Here is a 16,882-nt window from a genome sequence, read left to right as displayed (position 1 = left end):
TTCACTTTCTCATGCGGAGTAAGCAATTTTACCATTAACAATCGTATATTGTACTTGTAAATTTTCATTCACTATAACTAAGTCTGCATCTTTTCCAGCCGCAATATAGCCTTTTTGTGATAGCCCTAATTGCTTGGCCGCATTGAATGACGACATTTGAACAAGCTCCTGCCAAGTAGCACCTGTTGCCTGCTGCATATTGCGCAGTGCATCATTCATTTTCAAAATGCTGCCAGCAAGTGCGCCATTAGCTAAATGAGCACCCTTCTCGGTTACATTTACCTCTTGCCCACCTAAATCATATTTTCCATAGGCCAACCCTTTGGCACGCATTGCATCTGTAATTAAAATGATTTTTTCGGGCCCTTTCAAACGATATGCTAAATCTACCATTTCAGGATGTATATGAATAAAATCAACAATCATTTCAACATAGACATCTCTTTCTAATAAAACGGTTCCCACAACACCAGGCTCTCTATGGTGCATCGCTCTCATCTGGTTATATAAATGTGTACCTTGTGTAACACCTTGTGCAACGGCTTCTTTCGCTTCCTTTGCCGAGGCATTGGAATGACCAATGGAAACAATCACACCTAATTCCTTCGCATAGTGGACAAGCTCCATTCCTTCTTCTGGTGCAATCGTCATTTGCTTAATTTTATGTCCACTCAATTCATGCCAACGTTGATATTTTTCAATCGATGGTGACTGAATATGCTGGATTGGTTGCGCTCCTGCACAATGTGCTGAAATAAATGGTCCTTCTAAATGAACACCTAATAGATTGGCTTCTCCTACCTCTTGCTCGAATGTAGCAATATTTCGCAATGCTGCTTCAATCGCTTCCTCGCTTTGGGTCATCGTTGTCGCTAAAAAACCTGTCGTCCCTTCTGCTACAAGTGCCGCAGCGAACTGATGGAGCGACGCTGTTGTCGCATCCATCGTATCCACACCATCCGCTCCATGAATATGCATATCGATAAAGCCTGGTAAGCAGTAGTATCCTGTACAATCTATTCCCGTACCATTTTCGTTATTTTCTGTGATTGTTGCAATTTGCGCCCCTTCAATTGTGACATTACGATGCTCTGTTAGACCATCATAATTCACAACTGTCACATTTTCTAAAATGAATGGCTTTGTCATCCTTATCAGTCCTTAATTAATTTCAATCGTAATAGCTTCCCCATGCTTTAATGTGCCACTATTCGTTACTTTAATTTCTTTACCTTGTAAATTTGTAAATACAACTGGCGTTACAACAGATGGTGCTGCTGCGCTGACCGCTGGTAAATCAACCTTTAACAATGGGTCTCCTTTTTTCACTGTTTGCCCTTGTGTCACAAGTGTTTCAAAGCCTTCGCCATTTAATTTCACTGTATCTAAGCCAACATGAATTAAAATTTCTACGCCGTCTTTTGTCATTAAACCAACCGCATGCTTCGTTGGGAAAACCATCGCCACTTCAGCATCCACTGGCGATACGAATACACCATCAGTTGGACTTACCGCAAAACCAGGTCCCATCATACCAGTTGAAAATACTTGATCTGGCACAGCCGTTAATGGTAATAGTTCACCTGTTGCAGGCATCGCTACAGTCATAGAACGCGCTACTTGCGCATTTTGTTGCACTGCTTCTTCCACAACAACTTCATTTTTTAATGGGGGATGCCCTTTTTTCAATCTTTCTTTCATTGCATCGCCTAAAAACTCTACAGACGTCCCAATGATAACTTGTGCTGCTGTTTTATTCATACGCATTACACCTTTTGCGCCGTAACGTTTTAATAACGCTTCATCAATTACCGTTGTATCCTTTAATGATAGACGCAAACGTGTTGTACAATAAGCTACTTCATTAATATTGGCTGGACCACCAAGACCTTCAATCATATGAAACGCTTTCGCGTCTAATACTTCATCTGCTGAACCTTCAAGCGCTGCTTCATCCTCATCATCTTCACGCCCAGGTGTTTTTAAATCCAAGGCTTTAATTAAGAAGTAGAATACAACAAAGTAAATGACACCAAATACGAGACCAATTACCAGTATTAATGCTGGCTTTGTTGCAATACCAAAGTTCAGTAAGTAGTCAATCAAACCAGCTGAGAAGCCAAAGCCATGTAATACGCCTAATGCTTCTGTAACATATAATGAAATACCTGTCAGCACTGCATGTACAGCGTATAACACTGGCGATAAGAACATAAATGTGAATTCAATCGGCTCTGTTACCCCCGTCACAAAGGCTGTTAATCCAATCGATAAGAACATCCCACCAACTGCTGCACGCTTTTCCTTTTTCGCTGCGAAATACATCGCTAAACATGCCGCTGGTAAACCGAACATCATAATTGGGAAGAAACCAGCTAAAAATGTTCCTGCTGTTGGGTCACCTTTTAAGAAGCGGTTAATATCCCCTTTAACAATCTCACCTGCTGCCGTTGTAAATGTACCAAAATCAAACCAAATAATTGTATTCATTACATGGTGTAAGCCGACAGGAATTAATAAACGGTTTAAGAAGCCATACACACCTACACCTAAGCCACCTGCTCCTAAAATCCAATCTGCGCCACTATCTAGAACACCTTGAATCGGTGGCCAAATGACCCCAAATACAAATACTAACACAGTCATTACCAAGGCGGTAATAATCGGAACAAATCGTCTTCCTCCGAAGAATGATAACCATTCAGGGAATTTCACATTATAAAATTTATTATAAAGTAGACCTGCAATAACCCCCGCGATAATTCCACCAAATACGCCCATATTAATCGTTTCATCATATGCCCCTAGGCCTTTTGTTAAAACAAGATAGGCAATCGCCCCTGCAAGTGCGGCGCCACCGCTCGCATCAAAGGCAAAGCCCATCGCTATACCAATCGCAAAGATAATAGGTAAATTTCCTAAAATGCCATCGCCTGCTGCTGCGATAACAGGTAGGTTCAGCATATCCTCTTGCCCGAAACGCACAAGCAATGCAGCTGCTGGTAATGTAGCTATTGGAAACATTAGTGATTTACCAATTTTTTGTAAAAAAGCTAACATTTAATAATCCCCCTTTAATTTTTAATTTTGGACTAGTTGTCTATACAAGTATACATAAAATGAAAACGCTTTTCTAGATTATTTTGAAAAGAAGTTATGAAAATACGAAATAGACAGCTAGATAAAAAAGAACGAATCCCGAATGTGCCGTTATATTGCTAAAAGTTTTGAACCCGCGCCTTGCAGGTGGGTGCCCGCTTCATTACATTAAACGTCCCGTTCCAAATAAGAGGCATGCTTGCCGTAAGTGAAATAAAGGCTCCCATTCATTTAATGTTCGGTCAAAACATAGATTAACAACTAAAAAACGAACACTTCAGGATTCGTGTTAAAGTTATTTTAGCACTAATAATCTGAATATTCAAGTTAATCAGCATAGAATTTTTTAAACGTTTTCATTGTAGTGGAGATTCTGATTATTGGAAGATATGAATACCCCTCCAGCATTATCTTCAATCATGATTTTTTAATTGAACAACCATTTAGAGCCTACCCATTATTCTAAATAGTGAACCTTTCAGGAAACAACTATTTTGTAGTTCGAAAGTAGTAATCTGCTCATTAAACACTCAATTTCGCGCGTAAGACAAAGGAAATCGCACGTGAAACACTCAAATTTACTCGCAAGATATTACAAAAAACGCCATTTGTCGGTAGAATACCGTTCAAATGACGTTTTAATTCATTATTTCTCTTTATTTGCTGTTACAGCTAAGTGCAATTCTGTTAATTGTGCATCTGCCACTTGTGATGGCGCATCTGTTAACAAGCAGCTTGCCGATGCTGTTTTCGGGAATGCAATTGTGTCACGCAAGTTTGTGCGACCAGCTAACAACATAACGAAACGGTCAAGACCAAATGCTAAACCACCGTGTGGAGGTACACCATATTCAAATGCTTCTAATAGGAAGCCAAATTGTGCGTGTGCTTCTTCTTGTGTAAAGCCTAAAAGCTCGAACATTTTTTCTTGTAAATCACGTTCATAAATACGAAGTGAGCCACCACCTAGCTCATAGCCGTTTAACACGATGTCATACGCTTGTGCACGAACTTCTTTTGGATTGCTATCCATTAACGCCAGATCTTCATCGAACGGACGTGTGAATGGATGATGCGCTGCATAATAGCGCCCTTCTTCCTCATCGTATTCGAATAATGGCCAATCAACAACCCATAAAAACGCAAATGTTGATTCATCAATTAAATTTAATTCTTTGCCTAATTTTAAGCGTAATGCACCAAGGGCATCTGCGACAACAGATGATTTATCCGCTACAAATAACAATAAGTCGCCAGCCTCTGCTTCAGTTGCTTCGATAATTGCTGTTGCTGCATCACCTTCAAAGAACTTCGCAATTGGTCCATTTAAGCCTTCTGCTGTTACTTTTAACCATGCAAGCCCTTTTGCACCGTAACGTCCAGCAAATTCACCTAATGCATCAATGTCTTTACGTGAATAGTTATCCGCCGCACCTTTAACATTGATTGCTTTTACTTCACCGCCTGCTTTCACTGCATTTGCAAATACGCCGAAAGCTGAATCTTTCACAATTTCAGATAGCTGCTTTAATTCTAAACCGAAGCGTACATCTGGCTTATCTGAGCCGTAACGTGCCATCGCTTCTTGATAGCTCATACGCTGGAATGGTGCTTCTACTTCCACACCTTTAACATCGCGCATTACTTGCTGAATTAAGCGCTCATTCATCGCGATAATTTCATCCATCGTCATAAACGATGTTTCAATATCGACTTGTGTAAACTCTGGTTGACGGTCTGCACGTAAATCTTCATCGCGGAAACAACGTGCGATTTGGAAATACTTTTCAAATCCCGATACCATTAATAACTGCTTAAATAATTGTGGGGATTGTGGCAATGCATAAAACTCGCCTTCATGAACGCGAGATGGTACTAAATAATCACGCGCGCCTTCTGGTGTCGATTTTGTTAAAATCGGTGTTTCCACTTCTAAAAAGCCTTCGTTTTGTAAAAAGTTGCGAATTGTACGTGTTACATCTGAACGCATTTTAAATGTGTCAAACATAGCAGGTCGACGTAAATCTAAATAGCGATATTTTAGACGTAAATCCTCTGCAATTTCCACTTTATCATCAATTGCGAATGGCGGTGTTTTTGCTTCATTAATAATTGTTATTGTAGAAGCCATCACTTCGATTTTACCTGTTTTCAAATTCGGGTTCACTTGCCCTTCTTGACGAAGTACAACTTTTCCTACTACTTCAATGACAAATTCACTGCGGATTTTTTCTGCCACTGTTAGTGCTTCAGGTGCTCCATCGCCAAATACGACTTGGACAATTCCTGTACGATCGCGTAAATCAACGAAAATTAATCCCCCTAAGTCACGGCGCTTTTGTACCCAACCTTTTAATACTACTTCTTGACCTTCGTGCTGTTCGTATACTTCACCACAAGCATGTGTTCTTTGTGCCATTATCGATTCCTCCAAATTTATTTCTGTCCTAGTAAAGTGAGCCTTCAATCAGTGGGTTTTTTCTCCCCCACTGATTAATAGTTTCACCAATCGGGTTTTTACAGGCTGTTGATCCCCCACTAAAATTTTAGTTTCACCTTATGTTTTAAGCGGCAATCTTACAACCTGTTAATACGGGATAAATAGTTCACTAAATCATGGAAGGCAACTTTTTGTTGGTCACCTGTTGCCATTGTTTTAACATTCGCCGCTGCCTCTGCAAGCTCCGTTTCACCTAAAACTAATACAAATTTTGCGCCTAAACGGTCAGCCGCCTTCATTTGTGCTTTCATTTTACGATCGATATAATCCATATCTGCGGAAATACCTTTTGCACGGAAAGAGCTAATTAATTCTGCTGCCTTCACCTTCGCTTCATCATCAAGCGCAACAACGAATAAATCAAGCTCATCTTTCACATCCAATTCCACACCCTCTGCTTCAAGCGCTAATAACAGACGCTCGATGGACAGTGCAAAGCCAATACCTGGCATATCTGGTCCGCCAATGTCCTCAACTAATCCGTTGTAACGACCGCCACCACAAAGTGTCGTAATTGCACCAAAGCCTGCTGCTGTCGACATAATTTCGAATGTCGTGTGATTATAATAATCAAGCCCGCGCACTAAGTTTGGATCAATTTCATAAGCAATACCTAACGCATCTAAGTACATTTTCACTTTCGCAAAGTAGGCTGCTGAATCTGCTGTTAAATAATCAGGCAATGCTGGTGCTGATGCCATTAACGGATGTTCCCGATCCACTTTGCAATCCAAAATGCGCAAAGGATTTTTCTCTAAACGCGATTGACAATCCGAACAAAACTCCCCAATACTTGGCTGGAAATGCTCGATTAATGCCTGACGGTGTGCGTCCCGCGTTTCTTTATCCCCTAATGAATTCAGTACGAGCTTAATATCTTTTAAACCAACTGTGCTATAAATATCCATTACTAATGCAATTACTTCCGCATCAATGGCTGGATCAGCTGAGCCAATTGCCTCAACCCCAAATTGCACGAATTGACGATAGCGTCCAGCTTGCTGGCGCTCGTAGCGGAACATTGGTCCCATATAGGAAAGCTTGACCGGTTGATCCGGCTGACCAAACATTTTATGCTCCACATAGGCACGTACGGCTGAAGCTGTTCCCTCTGGTCGAAGCGTTAAAGAACGTCCTCCACGATCTTCAAAGGTATACATTTCCTTTTGCACGATATCTGTCGTATCTCCTACACCTCGTTGGAATAGCTCCGTCGCTTCAAACATCGGTGTACGAATTTCTTTATAGCGATAAAGATGGCATAATTCACGAATTTTCTCTTCAATTAGCTGCCATTTTTCAGATTGGCCTGGTAAAATATCTTGCGTTCCTCTAGGTACTTTAAAACTCATGATAAGTTCCCCTCTCTTTTTAGAAAATAAAAAAAGCCCTCGTCCCCTGCACAATAATGCAAGGGACGAAAGCTGTATCCATACTTCCGCGGTTCCACCCTAGTTGGCGTAAAAAATATTACACCCTCTCGATAATCGGATAACGGCCGATTCCGTTTTTCCCTACTATGCAAGATGCATTTCGAGAAAAAGCCTCTCAAGTGTTATTCACAATGAACGTACTGTAGGAAAAATTGCAGCCGATGTTTTTCCCTCTCTGTGTCAGCCCTAGTTATTGCTACTTGCTTGGTCACTGGCGATTTGTTTTTGAATTTATACTTTATCATAATGATGTATACGGGACTTGTCAACCATTTTCAAAAAAACTATAGATTTTCATGGCGAAATGCTTTTACAATATGAATATCGTAGCCTTTAGTTATGGAAAGGAGTTGCTATAGTGAAAAAAGCTTTTATTTTATGGACGATTTGCATCATGCTTATTTTAGCGATGGTACCGCCAACGACAACACACAGTGTCAAGGCTGCTAAAGATGATTACATAGTCAACGCTGAAATTTTATATTTACGTGAAGGGCCTGGTCTATCCTATCCAATTTTAGAAACATTAAAAGAAGGTCAGCTGCTTTCCTCAGTTGAGGAACGAGGCGATTGGATGCATGTGACGGTTAATAGCAAGGAAGGTTGGGTAGCCAAATGGCTCATCAAACAGGCAACAGTGTCTGAACAACCAAATACAAATCAGCAAGTCGTTATTGCACAAGTAGACAAGCTCAATGTCCGCTCAGAGCCATCCTTATCTGCGACGGTCTTGACACAGCTTTCACTAGGCACTGAGGCACAGCTGCTTGGGCAGCAGCAGGAATGGGCTGAAATTCAATATGGAAATGTGATTGGCTGGGTTTCCACATTGTATATCACCGTCAATGACAAACAGCCGACACCTGCACCAGAGCAAGAACAGAATCAAGAGCAAAAAGAAGAAAAGCAACCATCTACAGATACAGTAGAAAACGACCCTAATACCTTTACCATTGTTGTCGACAGCGTCAATGTCCGTAAAAAGGCAAGCTCAACATCTAAAATATTAGGTGTGGCAACGAAAGATCAACAATATAAAGTATTAAGCCGTAAAAATAATTGGGTTGAAATCCAATACTCGAAAAAAAAATCAGGTTGGATTTATAGCTTTTACGGCACATTTACAGTGCAACAAGAAACACCAGCTGACCCATTAACACCAATTACGGAAAGTGTCACAATTATTTATAATGGCACAAACTTACGTGAACAAGCCTCTACATCATCAGCCGTTGTTCACCGCGCAGACGCTGGACAACAATATACAATCATTGAGAAAGAAGGCGAATGGTATAAAGTCGCTGTTGGAGAAAAAGAAGCGTATGTTGCAAATTGGGTCGTTTCAGCCTCACAAAATGAAGCAAATAAAGCGAATACACCAAAAGCACGTAAAGAGGGTACACTACAAGGATTAACAATCGTCATTGACCCTGGACACGGTGGCAATGACCCTGGTACGACAGGTGTTCGCGGTACGTACGAAAAAGGGTTGACACTGCAAACTGCCGAGTTACTAAAATCAAAATTGCGGGCAGCAGGCGCCAATGTTGAATTAACACGTGAAGCAGATGTTTTCGTTGATTTACGCAAACGTATAGCTGTTGGGCATCAAGCGAATGCAGATGCATTTATTAGCCTTCACTACGATGCCAATGAAGTAAGCTCAGTTACAGGCTTTACAACGTATTACTATGGAGATACGAATAGAGGGCTTGCAGAAGCCGTACAGCAAGGGCTTGAAGGCACGGTGAATTTACGTAGCCGTGGTGCACAATTCGGCAATTTCCTAGTGCTACGAGAAAATCACCAAAGTGCGATTTTAATTGAGCTAGGCTATTTAAGCAATGCAGCAGAGGAAGCAACTATCACAACCGATTATTACCGCGAGCAAGCAACGCTCGGGATTTATCAAGGATTGTTGGCTTATTTTAATCAATGAAGAAACTGAGTAGCGGAGACATCTTGCTACTCAGTTTTTGTTTTTGAACCGTGAAGATTTAATTGAAAGGCTATTACATAAGGCTGACAAATAGTTTCTCAAATTCTTTTTCTGTGTAAGTATGCACTTTCCTAAAATACAGCTTTTGAAATCGTTCTAAATCGAATCGAATAAGCTCCTGTTTTCCTTTTGCTAAAAAATATTTAGCAATAGTATCTCTTGATTTGATGCTGGATTTTTCTCTTGATTATATACCAAAATGAAATCAACTTTTTCACGTGTATCAATAATTTTTGTATTCGTTATATCACAAAAAATCAATAGGCTATCTTTAATTTTACTTTTCACATTCGCTTTTGCATTCTTCATATTGCCATTTTTAAACTCAACAAACGTAATATGATTTGCATGATAAGTGATAGCATCGCAGGATGATGCGACCTCCTCTGACAACCCTAACTCATTCGTATATTGCGTCTTTACTTGATCGAAATCTACAGCCAATACTTCAGAGTTGGTCATATAAATAATATTATTCTTATCGCCGTCATCTTTAGATAATTCTTTTAACGATAAAAGATTATTTTGGAAAATAGGAAAATCTTCAATATTAATCATCCTGATACCTCTCATTTTCTAAATCTTGAAGAGGTCTTGCTAATTTGCTATAAATCATTTCGATATTATCTGACACATCTTCAATCAAAGAAGAATCCTCTTTTACAGTTGCTAAATAATATTTACATTTATCCGCAACCCCATGTTTAGCCGAGTATACTTCAATCGCATTTAAAAAATAAGGACTGTGAGTAGTTAATAAAATATGCATACTAAATTCTTTTTGAATCAGCACGATTAGTTCAGCAAATAATAATTGCCATTCTGGATGTAAGTGGATTTCAGGCTCGTCCAAAATAATCGTACCATTGGGCTTTAATATATCATTCGTCAATAAAGTTTTTAAAATAATAAATGTTTTTAAACCTGATGACAGGTTTCGTACATCTAAAACTTTCTCTGTGCTACGTTTTCTGTAGCCAACTCCTGAACGTTGAGTTTTGACAACATCGCCACTACAAACAGCATTAATCTTGTTATAAATATGTTCAAATTTATTTGTCGTAATAATTTCGTTAATGACCTTCACTTCACTTTTTTCCATCAATAGTTTGCTTTTCAAATGATTCCGATGATGTGTATAGCTATGATGAACTTGAGAATATGGCATATTGCTTGCTTCATCTAACACAAATGGATTATCAATGTAAATAGCTTCAGTTTGTAGAGGGATAATATTTTCAACCTCCACTACACTATCATCTTTTAAAGAAATAGACATAATAGACTCTTTAATCGAAAATTGAATTAAACCAATTTCTTCTGTAAAGATATTATTGATTTGACCGTTAAACTCTACATCTAATTTTTTATTTAAAATGGCTTTGATAATATCTTCGTTTGGTATATTTAATATTGTTAATATGTCTTTACAAGCCTCATCTAAAAATACATCTTCATGTAAAGATGTAAATCCTATAATTTTTTTTATTAATTCATCTTTATTAACTGTTTTATCAGATAAATACCCCCATACATCACGAACAATCGTTTCTGCTAAATTTTCTGTATGAATAAAGAGTATATTAGCTTGTTTTTTGTATAACCTTTCAAGAATATCCGCCACACTTTTAACACGCTCTCGCTTAATCTGTTCCTCAATCTGATAAAAACTATTAAACACTGCAAACAATGTTTTCCCTACTGTACTTTTACCAGTATCATTTTCCCCAGCAATTACTGTTATACCTTTTATTTCAACGGATGCCTCTTTAATTTTCCCTATATTTTTTAAGGATAATTTCATCTTTTCACATCCCTTCTTTCTCCATTTCCATACAATTATTCTATGTTTTCTCTTCCTATTATAGCACGAGAACTAAATGTTCATACAGCAATGGCTGTCACAAAAAACTTGCTTCCAGCAAGCTTTCATGACAGCCATTCTTTACTTCGACTCCACAATGATCGTTACAGGGCCGTCATTAACGAGTGCAACGTCCATCATTGCACCGAAAACACCTGTTTCAACTTGCAGACCATATGTGCTTAACTCTTTGTTAAAGGCTTGCCATAAACCTTCTGCATAGTCAGGGCGTGCCGCTTCCACAAAGCTTGGGCGACGTCCCTTTTTTATATCCGCATACAATGTAAATTGCGAAATGGATAAAATCGCGCCACCTTCCTCTAAAATCGAACGATTCATCTTACCATTTTCATCTTCATAAATTCGTAATTCTGCTATCTTTTTTGCTACATACTGAATATCTTCTAGCGTATCGCTATGCGTAATGCCGACCAACAAAACATAGCCTTTGTCAATCGCTCCTGTAATGTGACCATTCACTGTAACCGAAGCATTTTTCGCTCGTTGAAGTACAACTTTCATACGATTCCCTCTTTTATTCCGTATTAATAGACTGTAAAATTCCCACTTCAAAAATGTTTCAGCGGAAAATCAACAGCCTATAAAACACGCTTGGTAGTTTCACTTTATTACTTTAGTTAATGACACGTTGCACCGAATAAACATCAGGCAATTGCTTAATTTTATCAACGACTTTATTTAATTCATTAATACTTGAAATGGAGATAGTTAAATGCAATGTTGCGATTTTTTCTCGATCTGCACGTCCTGTAACAGCTAAAATATTCGTTTTTGACTCGCTCACGACTTGCATAACATCATTTAAAATGCCGTGGCGATCATAGGCGGAAATTTCAATATCGACAGGGTATTGCTTGCGCTCAATTGCACCTTCTTCCCATTCAACAGCGATTAAGCGCTCTTTATCATCATCTTGAATATTTGGGCAATCTGCTCGATGCACCGAAACGCCGCGCCCTTTTGTGATAAAGCCAACAATTTCATCACCTGGCACAGGTGTACAGCAACGTGACAAGCGAATAAGTAAGTTATCGATTCCTTTTACGATAACACCCGATTCTGTTGTGCGTTTTGGCTTTGGATTTTGCATTTCTTTGACGATTTTTTCAAGCGCTTCCTCTTGCTCACGCTCTTTACGCATTTTTTCCGCTAAGCGATTAACGATTTGCTGTGCCGTTATACCACCTACACCAACAGCTGCATATATGTCATCCTCATGCGTATAGTTGAATTTTTCAATGACTCGCTTCATATTTTCTGGCGTCACAACATCTTTCAGCACAAACTCTTGCGACTTAATTTCTTTTTCAATTAACTCCTTGCCTTTATTCACGCTATCTTCACGTAAATTTCTCTTGAAGTATTGCTTGATTTTATTTTTGGCTTGGGAGCTTTGTGCAATTTTAATCCAATCTCGGCTCGGCCCGAATGATTGCTTCGATGTCATTACCTCAATAATATCCCCTGTTTTTAAAGGGGTATCCAGCGGAACCATCTTGCCATTTACTTTTGCACCAATGGTTTTATTGCCGACCTCTGAATGGACACGATAAGCAAAATCAATCGGTACAGAGCCTGCTGGAAGCTCAATCACATCGCCCTTTGGTGTAAAGACATAGACCATATCTGAAAATAAATCGAATTTTAATGATTCCATAAATTCTTCAGCATTCGATGATTCATTTTGGAATTCCAAAATTTCACGGAACCAGCTTAATTTTTGATCGATACTTTCCTTGCTACGCTCCACTGTTTTGCCTTCTTTATATGCCCAGTGTGCTGCAATCCCGTATTCAGCAATTTTGTGCATTTCCTTCGTACGAATTTGCACTTCCAATGGGTCACCATATGGGCCAATCACTGTCGTATGCAGAGATTGATATAAATTTTGCTTCGGCATCGCAATATAATCTTTAAAGCGACCTGGCATCGGCTTCCACAATGTGTGAACGATACCAAGCACCGCATAGCAGTCCTTGATGCTATCTACTAAAATACGAACAGCTAATAAGTCATAAATTTCATTAAATTGCTTTTTTTGCATCGCCATTTTACGATAAATGCTATAAATATGCTTTGGTCGCCCATATATATCTGCATCAATTTCTATCTCATCAAGCTGTGATTTAATTTCATCCATCACATTATCTAAATACGCTTCACGTTCATCACGTTTTTTCTTCATTAAGCTGACAATGCGATAATATTGCTGTGGGTTTAAATAGCGTAATGCCGTATCCTCCAGCTCCCATTTCACTGTGGAAATCCCTAAACGATGGGCAAGAGGCGCAAAAATTTCCAGTGTTTCATTTGAAATGCGGCGTTGCTTTTCAGTCGGCAAATGCTTTAATGTACGCATATTATGCAGACGGTCAGCTAGTTTAATTAAAATAACACGAATATCCTGTGCCATCGCCACAAACATTTTGCGATGATTTTCAGCTTGTTGCTCTTCTTTCGACATATATTTAATTTTCCCTAGCTTCGTTACACCATCAACGAGCATAGCCACTTCTTCATTAAACTCGCGCACTAAGTCTTCACGCGTCATTGGTGTATCTTCAACGACATCATGTAAAAAACCTGCTGCGACGGTTTCCGGGTCCATTTGCAACTCAGCTAATATTCCTGCTACTTGTACAGGGTGAATAATGTATGGTTCTCCTGAGCTACGGAATTGCTCTTTGTGTGATTCCTTCGCAACCTCGTAAGCCTTTTTTACAAAGTCAACGTGTTCATTATTCATATAGGATTTAACGAGCTCGAAAACATCTTCGGGCGCTAAAATTTGTTCTTTCGCCATTGCATATCCACCTTGTTCATATATTTTCACGATTCATGTATAAACTCAATTTTATATAAAATATGTAGCTGTTGTAAAGACACGTTCGCATTTAGTTTATAATTATGAACTTTTTTTAACGGAAAAGCTGATTTTATAGTTAGAAAACCACGATTTGCCCAACGAATGGTGAAATTCGCCCAACGAAAATCAAAATTCGCCCAGCCAATGCGCTAATTCGCCCAACGAAGTTGAAAAGTAGTTAGCTATTTTACGGTTCAAAAGCCATAATTCGCCTAATCAAATAAAAAAGACCGTGCGAAAAAATTCACACAGCCTTATCCTTAATATTGAATCAATGCTTTAATTGGGTAGTTGCCAATTTTTTCGCGTCCGCTTAATTCAGACAACTCGATTAAAAATGCGCAACCTACTACTGTGCCACCTAATTGCTCAATTAAGCGAATTGTTGCTTCTACCGTACCACCAGTTGCTAATAAATCATCGCAAATCATTACTTTTTGACCTGGCTTAATGGCATCACGGTGCATTGTTAATGTATCTTTTCCATATTCTAAACCGTAATCAACGCTCACTACTTCACGTGGTAATTTACCTGGTTTACGAACGGGTGCAAAACCAATTTCTAATGCATAGGCTACTGGGCAGCCGATAATAAAGCCACGTGCTTCTGGCCCTACAATAATTTCTGCACCTAGCTCTTTTGCATATGTAACAATTTGATCTGTTGCATATTTATAGGCTTGGCCATTATCCATAATTGTTGTAATATCCTTGAAACTAATTCCTTCTTTCGGCCAATTTTCCACCGTTGTTACGTACTGCTTTAAATCCATTACTTACTCCTCCTTAGGAATCCACTTGCGTCATTTGACTATCTAACCATTGCTTCAGCTCACTATAAGTAGCGTATAGTAGCTTTTGCTCTAGCTGTATTTGTGCTGAACGTACTTTGTAGACATGCGCTGTTTCCAATGCTTGCTTTGGCGCATCTTCAACAACTGTTGTCAGACCATTCTCTATTGTAACAAATCCTAACTCAAAAAACACCTTTGTCATAAAATTAATTACATCGACATTGAGCCCAATATGCTTCACTAGTGGTTCAATATGTTGTTGCAATGAAAAACCTGGACGCTTCTTTAAAAAGCTATAGTACCAACTGAAATGCTGACGTGTTGGCATACCGCTAAAATAATGCGAAGTCGCGGTATAAAAATGCGCATAAATACGCTGTGGCTGTAGCGCTTGTAATAGCTTCGTAAAGCTTTCTTCGCTAGGAGGCAAATCGAGCACAGCTACATATGATTTTTGTTCTCTTTCTACATGCTCAGCAAGCGTCACTGACACTTGCAATTGCTGTTCAAAATAAGGTACGAGTTGGTCATCAAAAACAACAAATAACGTTTCTTCTTGTGGAATATTCGATATTTGCTTTTTCCCGCGCAAATCGAATAATTGCCATTCCTTTGATTGCACATCTTGTACCATAAATTGTGGCTTTTTACGGTTTTGCCATTCATTAATTTGTAAATCGCCAACGAAGGATAAAGCAACTCCATAAGATATTTCATTAAATAAATAACCTTTATTAAAGCCAACCGCATCAATTGTACAATAGCCATCATCCAATTCTAATTTTAAATGATTTTCACCTGCACCAATTTTACGCATCGCACTCACTTTCACTTGCTCTAAGGCAAAAACAGGCTTTGGAAAGTCCGTGCCAAACGGGCCAAGCTGCTGAATTTCTTCAATCGCTTCAACTGTAACCTCGCTTAGCTCAACAGGTACATCAATCGTTAGCTGTGGAATTAATTGCTCAACCGTTAAACAGCCTCGTGCCTGCTCATTTAAACGCTCCTGCAATAACTCTACATGTTCCATTGCTAACGTCATCCCCGCTGCCATTGGATGCCCACCAAAATGCGGTAATATATCGCGATTTTTCGCAAGTTCATTGAACAAATGGAAACCATCGATACTCCGGGCTGAGCCTTTTGCTGTTCCCTTCTCTGTATCAAGTGATAAAACAATCGTTGGTCGATAATATTTTTCAACAAGTCTTGAAGCAACAATACCTACAACGCCAGGATTCCAGCCTTCTTGTGCAACGACTAAAACATGCGCATCTTTTAGCTTATTATCCGCCTCAATCATTGCTTCCGCCTCTTCTGTAATGGTTGACACAATCTGTTTTCGTTCCGTATTTTTTGCATTGAGCAGCTCGGCTAATTCCTTTGCTGTCTCATAATCCTCGCTCATCATAAAATGCACACCTGGCATCGCATCACCAAGTCGTCCAATGGCATTGAGACGTGGACCGAAATAGAAGCCAATTGTTTCCTCATTAATTTCTGACTGTGTTGCACTCGCTACTTTACAAAAAGCTTGTACCCACGGGCTTTGTGATTGGCGTAAATACTTTATGCCTTGCTGAACAATATAGCGATTTTCATCTACCAAAGGAACTAAATCTGCAATTGTCCCTATTGCTACAAGCTCGTATAAATGCGTTGGCACTTCACCGTATAACGCATGCGCTACTTTAAATGCAACGCCAACACCCGCAAGCTCAGCACAAGGATAATGTCCCTCTGGCACGCGTGGATGGATAATAATATCAGCAGGTGGCAATGTTTCCCCTGCCTCATGGTGATCTGTTACAATCACATCCATACCAAGCTCCTTCGCTACACGTATCGGTTCAATGCCACTGATTCCGTTATCAACCGTGATAATTAATTGAACACCCCTAGCATGCGCTTCACGGAATAACTGCTCATTTGGACCGTAGCCATGCGTAAAGCGATTTGGTATAACGAAATCGACATCTGCTCCTAAGTCGAGTAACGTATGTAGCATGACAGTTGTACTTGTAATACCATCCGCGTCATAATCACCAAATATTAACACTTTTTCTCCCGCTTCAAGCGCTTGCTGGATACGCGCAACGGCTTTGTCCATATTATGTAATAAAAATGGATCATGCAATGCATTTTCATCTATTGTTAGAATTTTTTGTGCTTGCTCTACTGTTTGACAGCCACGTGCCACTAAAATTTTTGCAGCGATAGGTGAAAGCTTTAATTGCTCCTGCAAATGCTGTACATGTTGCTCATTTGGACGCTGTATTACCCACTTTTTATTTAAACTAACCATT

At 39.3% G+C, this 16,882-nt stretch carries 11 protein-coding genes, 1 other RNA gene and 1 other annotated feature; of the genes, 1 reads left to right on the top strand and 11 read right to left on the bottom strand.

Annotated features, from left to right (window positions below; translation table 11 throughout):
• Window positions 1-9: 9 nt before the first annotated feature.
• The 5 genes from nagA to hisS all read right to left on the bottom strand — a co-directional run bounded on the left by nagA (window position 10) and on the right by hisS (window position 6,951).
• Window positions 10-1,149, bottom strand: coding sequence for an N-acetylglucosamine-6-phosphate deacetylase (gene nagA, locus C9J34_RS09795; RefSeq protein ID WP_107839682.1), 1,140 nt, complete (start codon window positions 1,147-1,149; stop codon window positions 10-12).
• Between the two features lie 12 nt (window positions 1,150-1,161).
• Entirely contained in the window at window positions 1,162-3,060 is a 1,899-nt protein-coding gene (nagE, locus tag C9J34_RS09790; protein WP_107839681.1) for an N-acetylglucosamine-specific PTS transporter subunit IIBC, read from the bottom strand.
• A 131-nt stretch (window positions 3,061-3,191) separates the two neighbouring features.
• Window positions 3,192-3,386, bottom strand: a non-coding RNA gene (gene ssrS, locus C9J34_RS09785) — 6S RNA.
• A 359-nt stretch (window positions 3,387-3,745) separates the two neighbouring features.
• Window positions 3,746-5,518 carry an aspartate--tRNA ligase gene (gene aspS / locus C9J34_RS09780; protein ID WP_107839680.1) on the bottom strand — a complete coding sequence of 591 codons (1,773 nt, stop codon included), beginning with the start codon at window positions 5,516-5,518 and terminating at the stop codon, window positions 3,746-3,748.
• Between the two features lie 158 nt (window positions 5,519-5,676).
• Window positions 5,677-6,951: a histidine--tRNA ligase gene (gene hisS / locus C9J34_RS09770; RefSeq protein WP_107839679.1), complete on the bottom strand. Its 1,275-nt coding sequence runs from the start codon at window positions 6,949-6,951 to the stop codon at window positions 5,677-5,679.
• A gap of 58 nt (window positions 6,952-7,009) precedes the next feature.
• Window positions 7,010-7,253, bottom strand: a binding site (T-box leader).
• Between the two features lie 137 nt (window positions 7,254-7,390).
• Here hisS and C9J34_RS09765 point away from each other — a divergent pair.
• On the top strand, window positions 7,391-8,971 hold the full coding sequence (locus tag C9J34_RS09765; protein WP_107839678.1) for an N-acetylmuramoyl-L-alanine amidase family protein: 1,581 nt from the start codon (window positions 7,391-7,393) through the stop codon (window positions 8,969-8,971).
• A gap of 192 nt (window positions 8,972-9,163) precedes the next feature.
• Here the strand turns inward: C9J34_RS09765 and C9J34_RS09760 are convergent, their stop codons facing one another.
• The 6 genes from C9J34_RS09760 to recJ all read right to left on the bottom strand — a co-directional run bounded on the left by C9J34_RS09760 (window position 9,164) and on the right by recJ (window position 16,881).
• Window positions 9,164-9,589, bottom strand: coding sequence for a hypothetical protein (locus C9J34_RS09760; RefSeq protein ID WP_107839677.1), 426 nt, complete (start codon window positions 9,587-9,589; stop codon window positions 9,164-9,166).
• Window positions 9,582-10,835: an AAA family ATPase gene (locus C9J34_RS09755; protein WP_107839676.1), complete on the bottom strand. Its 1,254-nt coding sequence runs from the start codon at window positions 10,833-10,835 to the stop codon at window positions 9,582-9,584. Before C9J34_RS09755 ends, C9J34_RS09760 begins: the two co-directional genes overlap by 8 nt.
• 141 nt (window positions 10,836-10,976) lie before the next feature.
• The gene (dtd, locus tag C9J34_RS09750; protein ID WP_107839675.1) at window positions 10,977-11,417 is read right to left on the bottom strand and encodes a D-aminoacyl-tRNA deacylase; all 441 of its coding nucleotides are present in this window, start codon (window positions 11,415-11,417) and stop codon (window positions 10,977-10,979) included.
• Between the two features lie 112 nt (window positions 11,418-11,529).
• Window positions 11,530-13,719, bottom strand: coding sequence for a RelA/SpoT family protein (locus tag C9J34_RS09745; RefSeq protein WP_107839674.1), 2,190 nt, complete (start codon window positions 13,717-13,719; stop codon window positions 11,530-11,532).
• Window positions 13,720-14,042: 323 nt separating this feature from the next.
• Entirely contained in the window at window positions 14,043-14,555 is a 513-nt protein-coding gene (locus C9J34_RS09740) for an adenine phosphoribosyltransferase (RefSeq protein WP_107839673.1), read from the bottom strand.
• 13 nt (window positions 14,556-14,568) lie between these two features.
• A complete protein-coding gene (gene recJ, locus C9J34_RS09735) occupies window positions 14,569-16,881 on the bottom strand; it encodes a single-stranded-DNA-specific exonuclease RecJ (RefSeq protein WP_107839672.1) in 2,313 nt (770 codons plus the stop codon).
• Between the last annotated feature and the right edge of the window lies 1 nt (window position 16,882).

Origin of the sequence: Metasolibacillus meyeri (genome assembly GCF_003049505.1) — a bacterium.
GTDB classification, from domain to species: Bacteria; Bacillota; Bacilli; order Bacillales_A; family Planococcaceae; genus Metasolibacillus; species Metasolibacillus meyeri.
The sequence above is the reverse complement of the archived record's forward strand: the minus strand, read 5'-3'. Positions and strand labels throughout refer to the sequence as shown.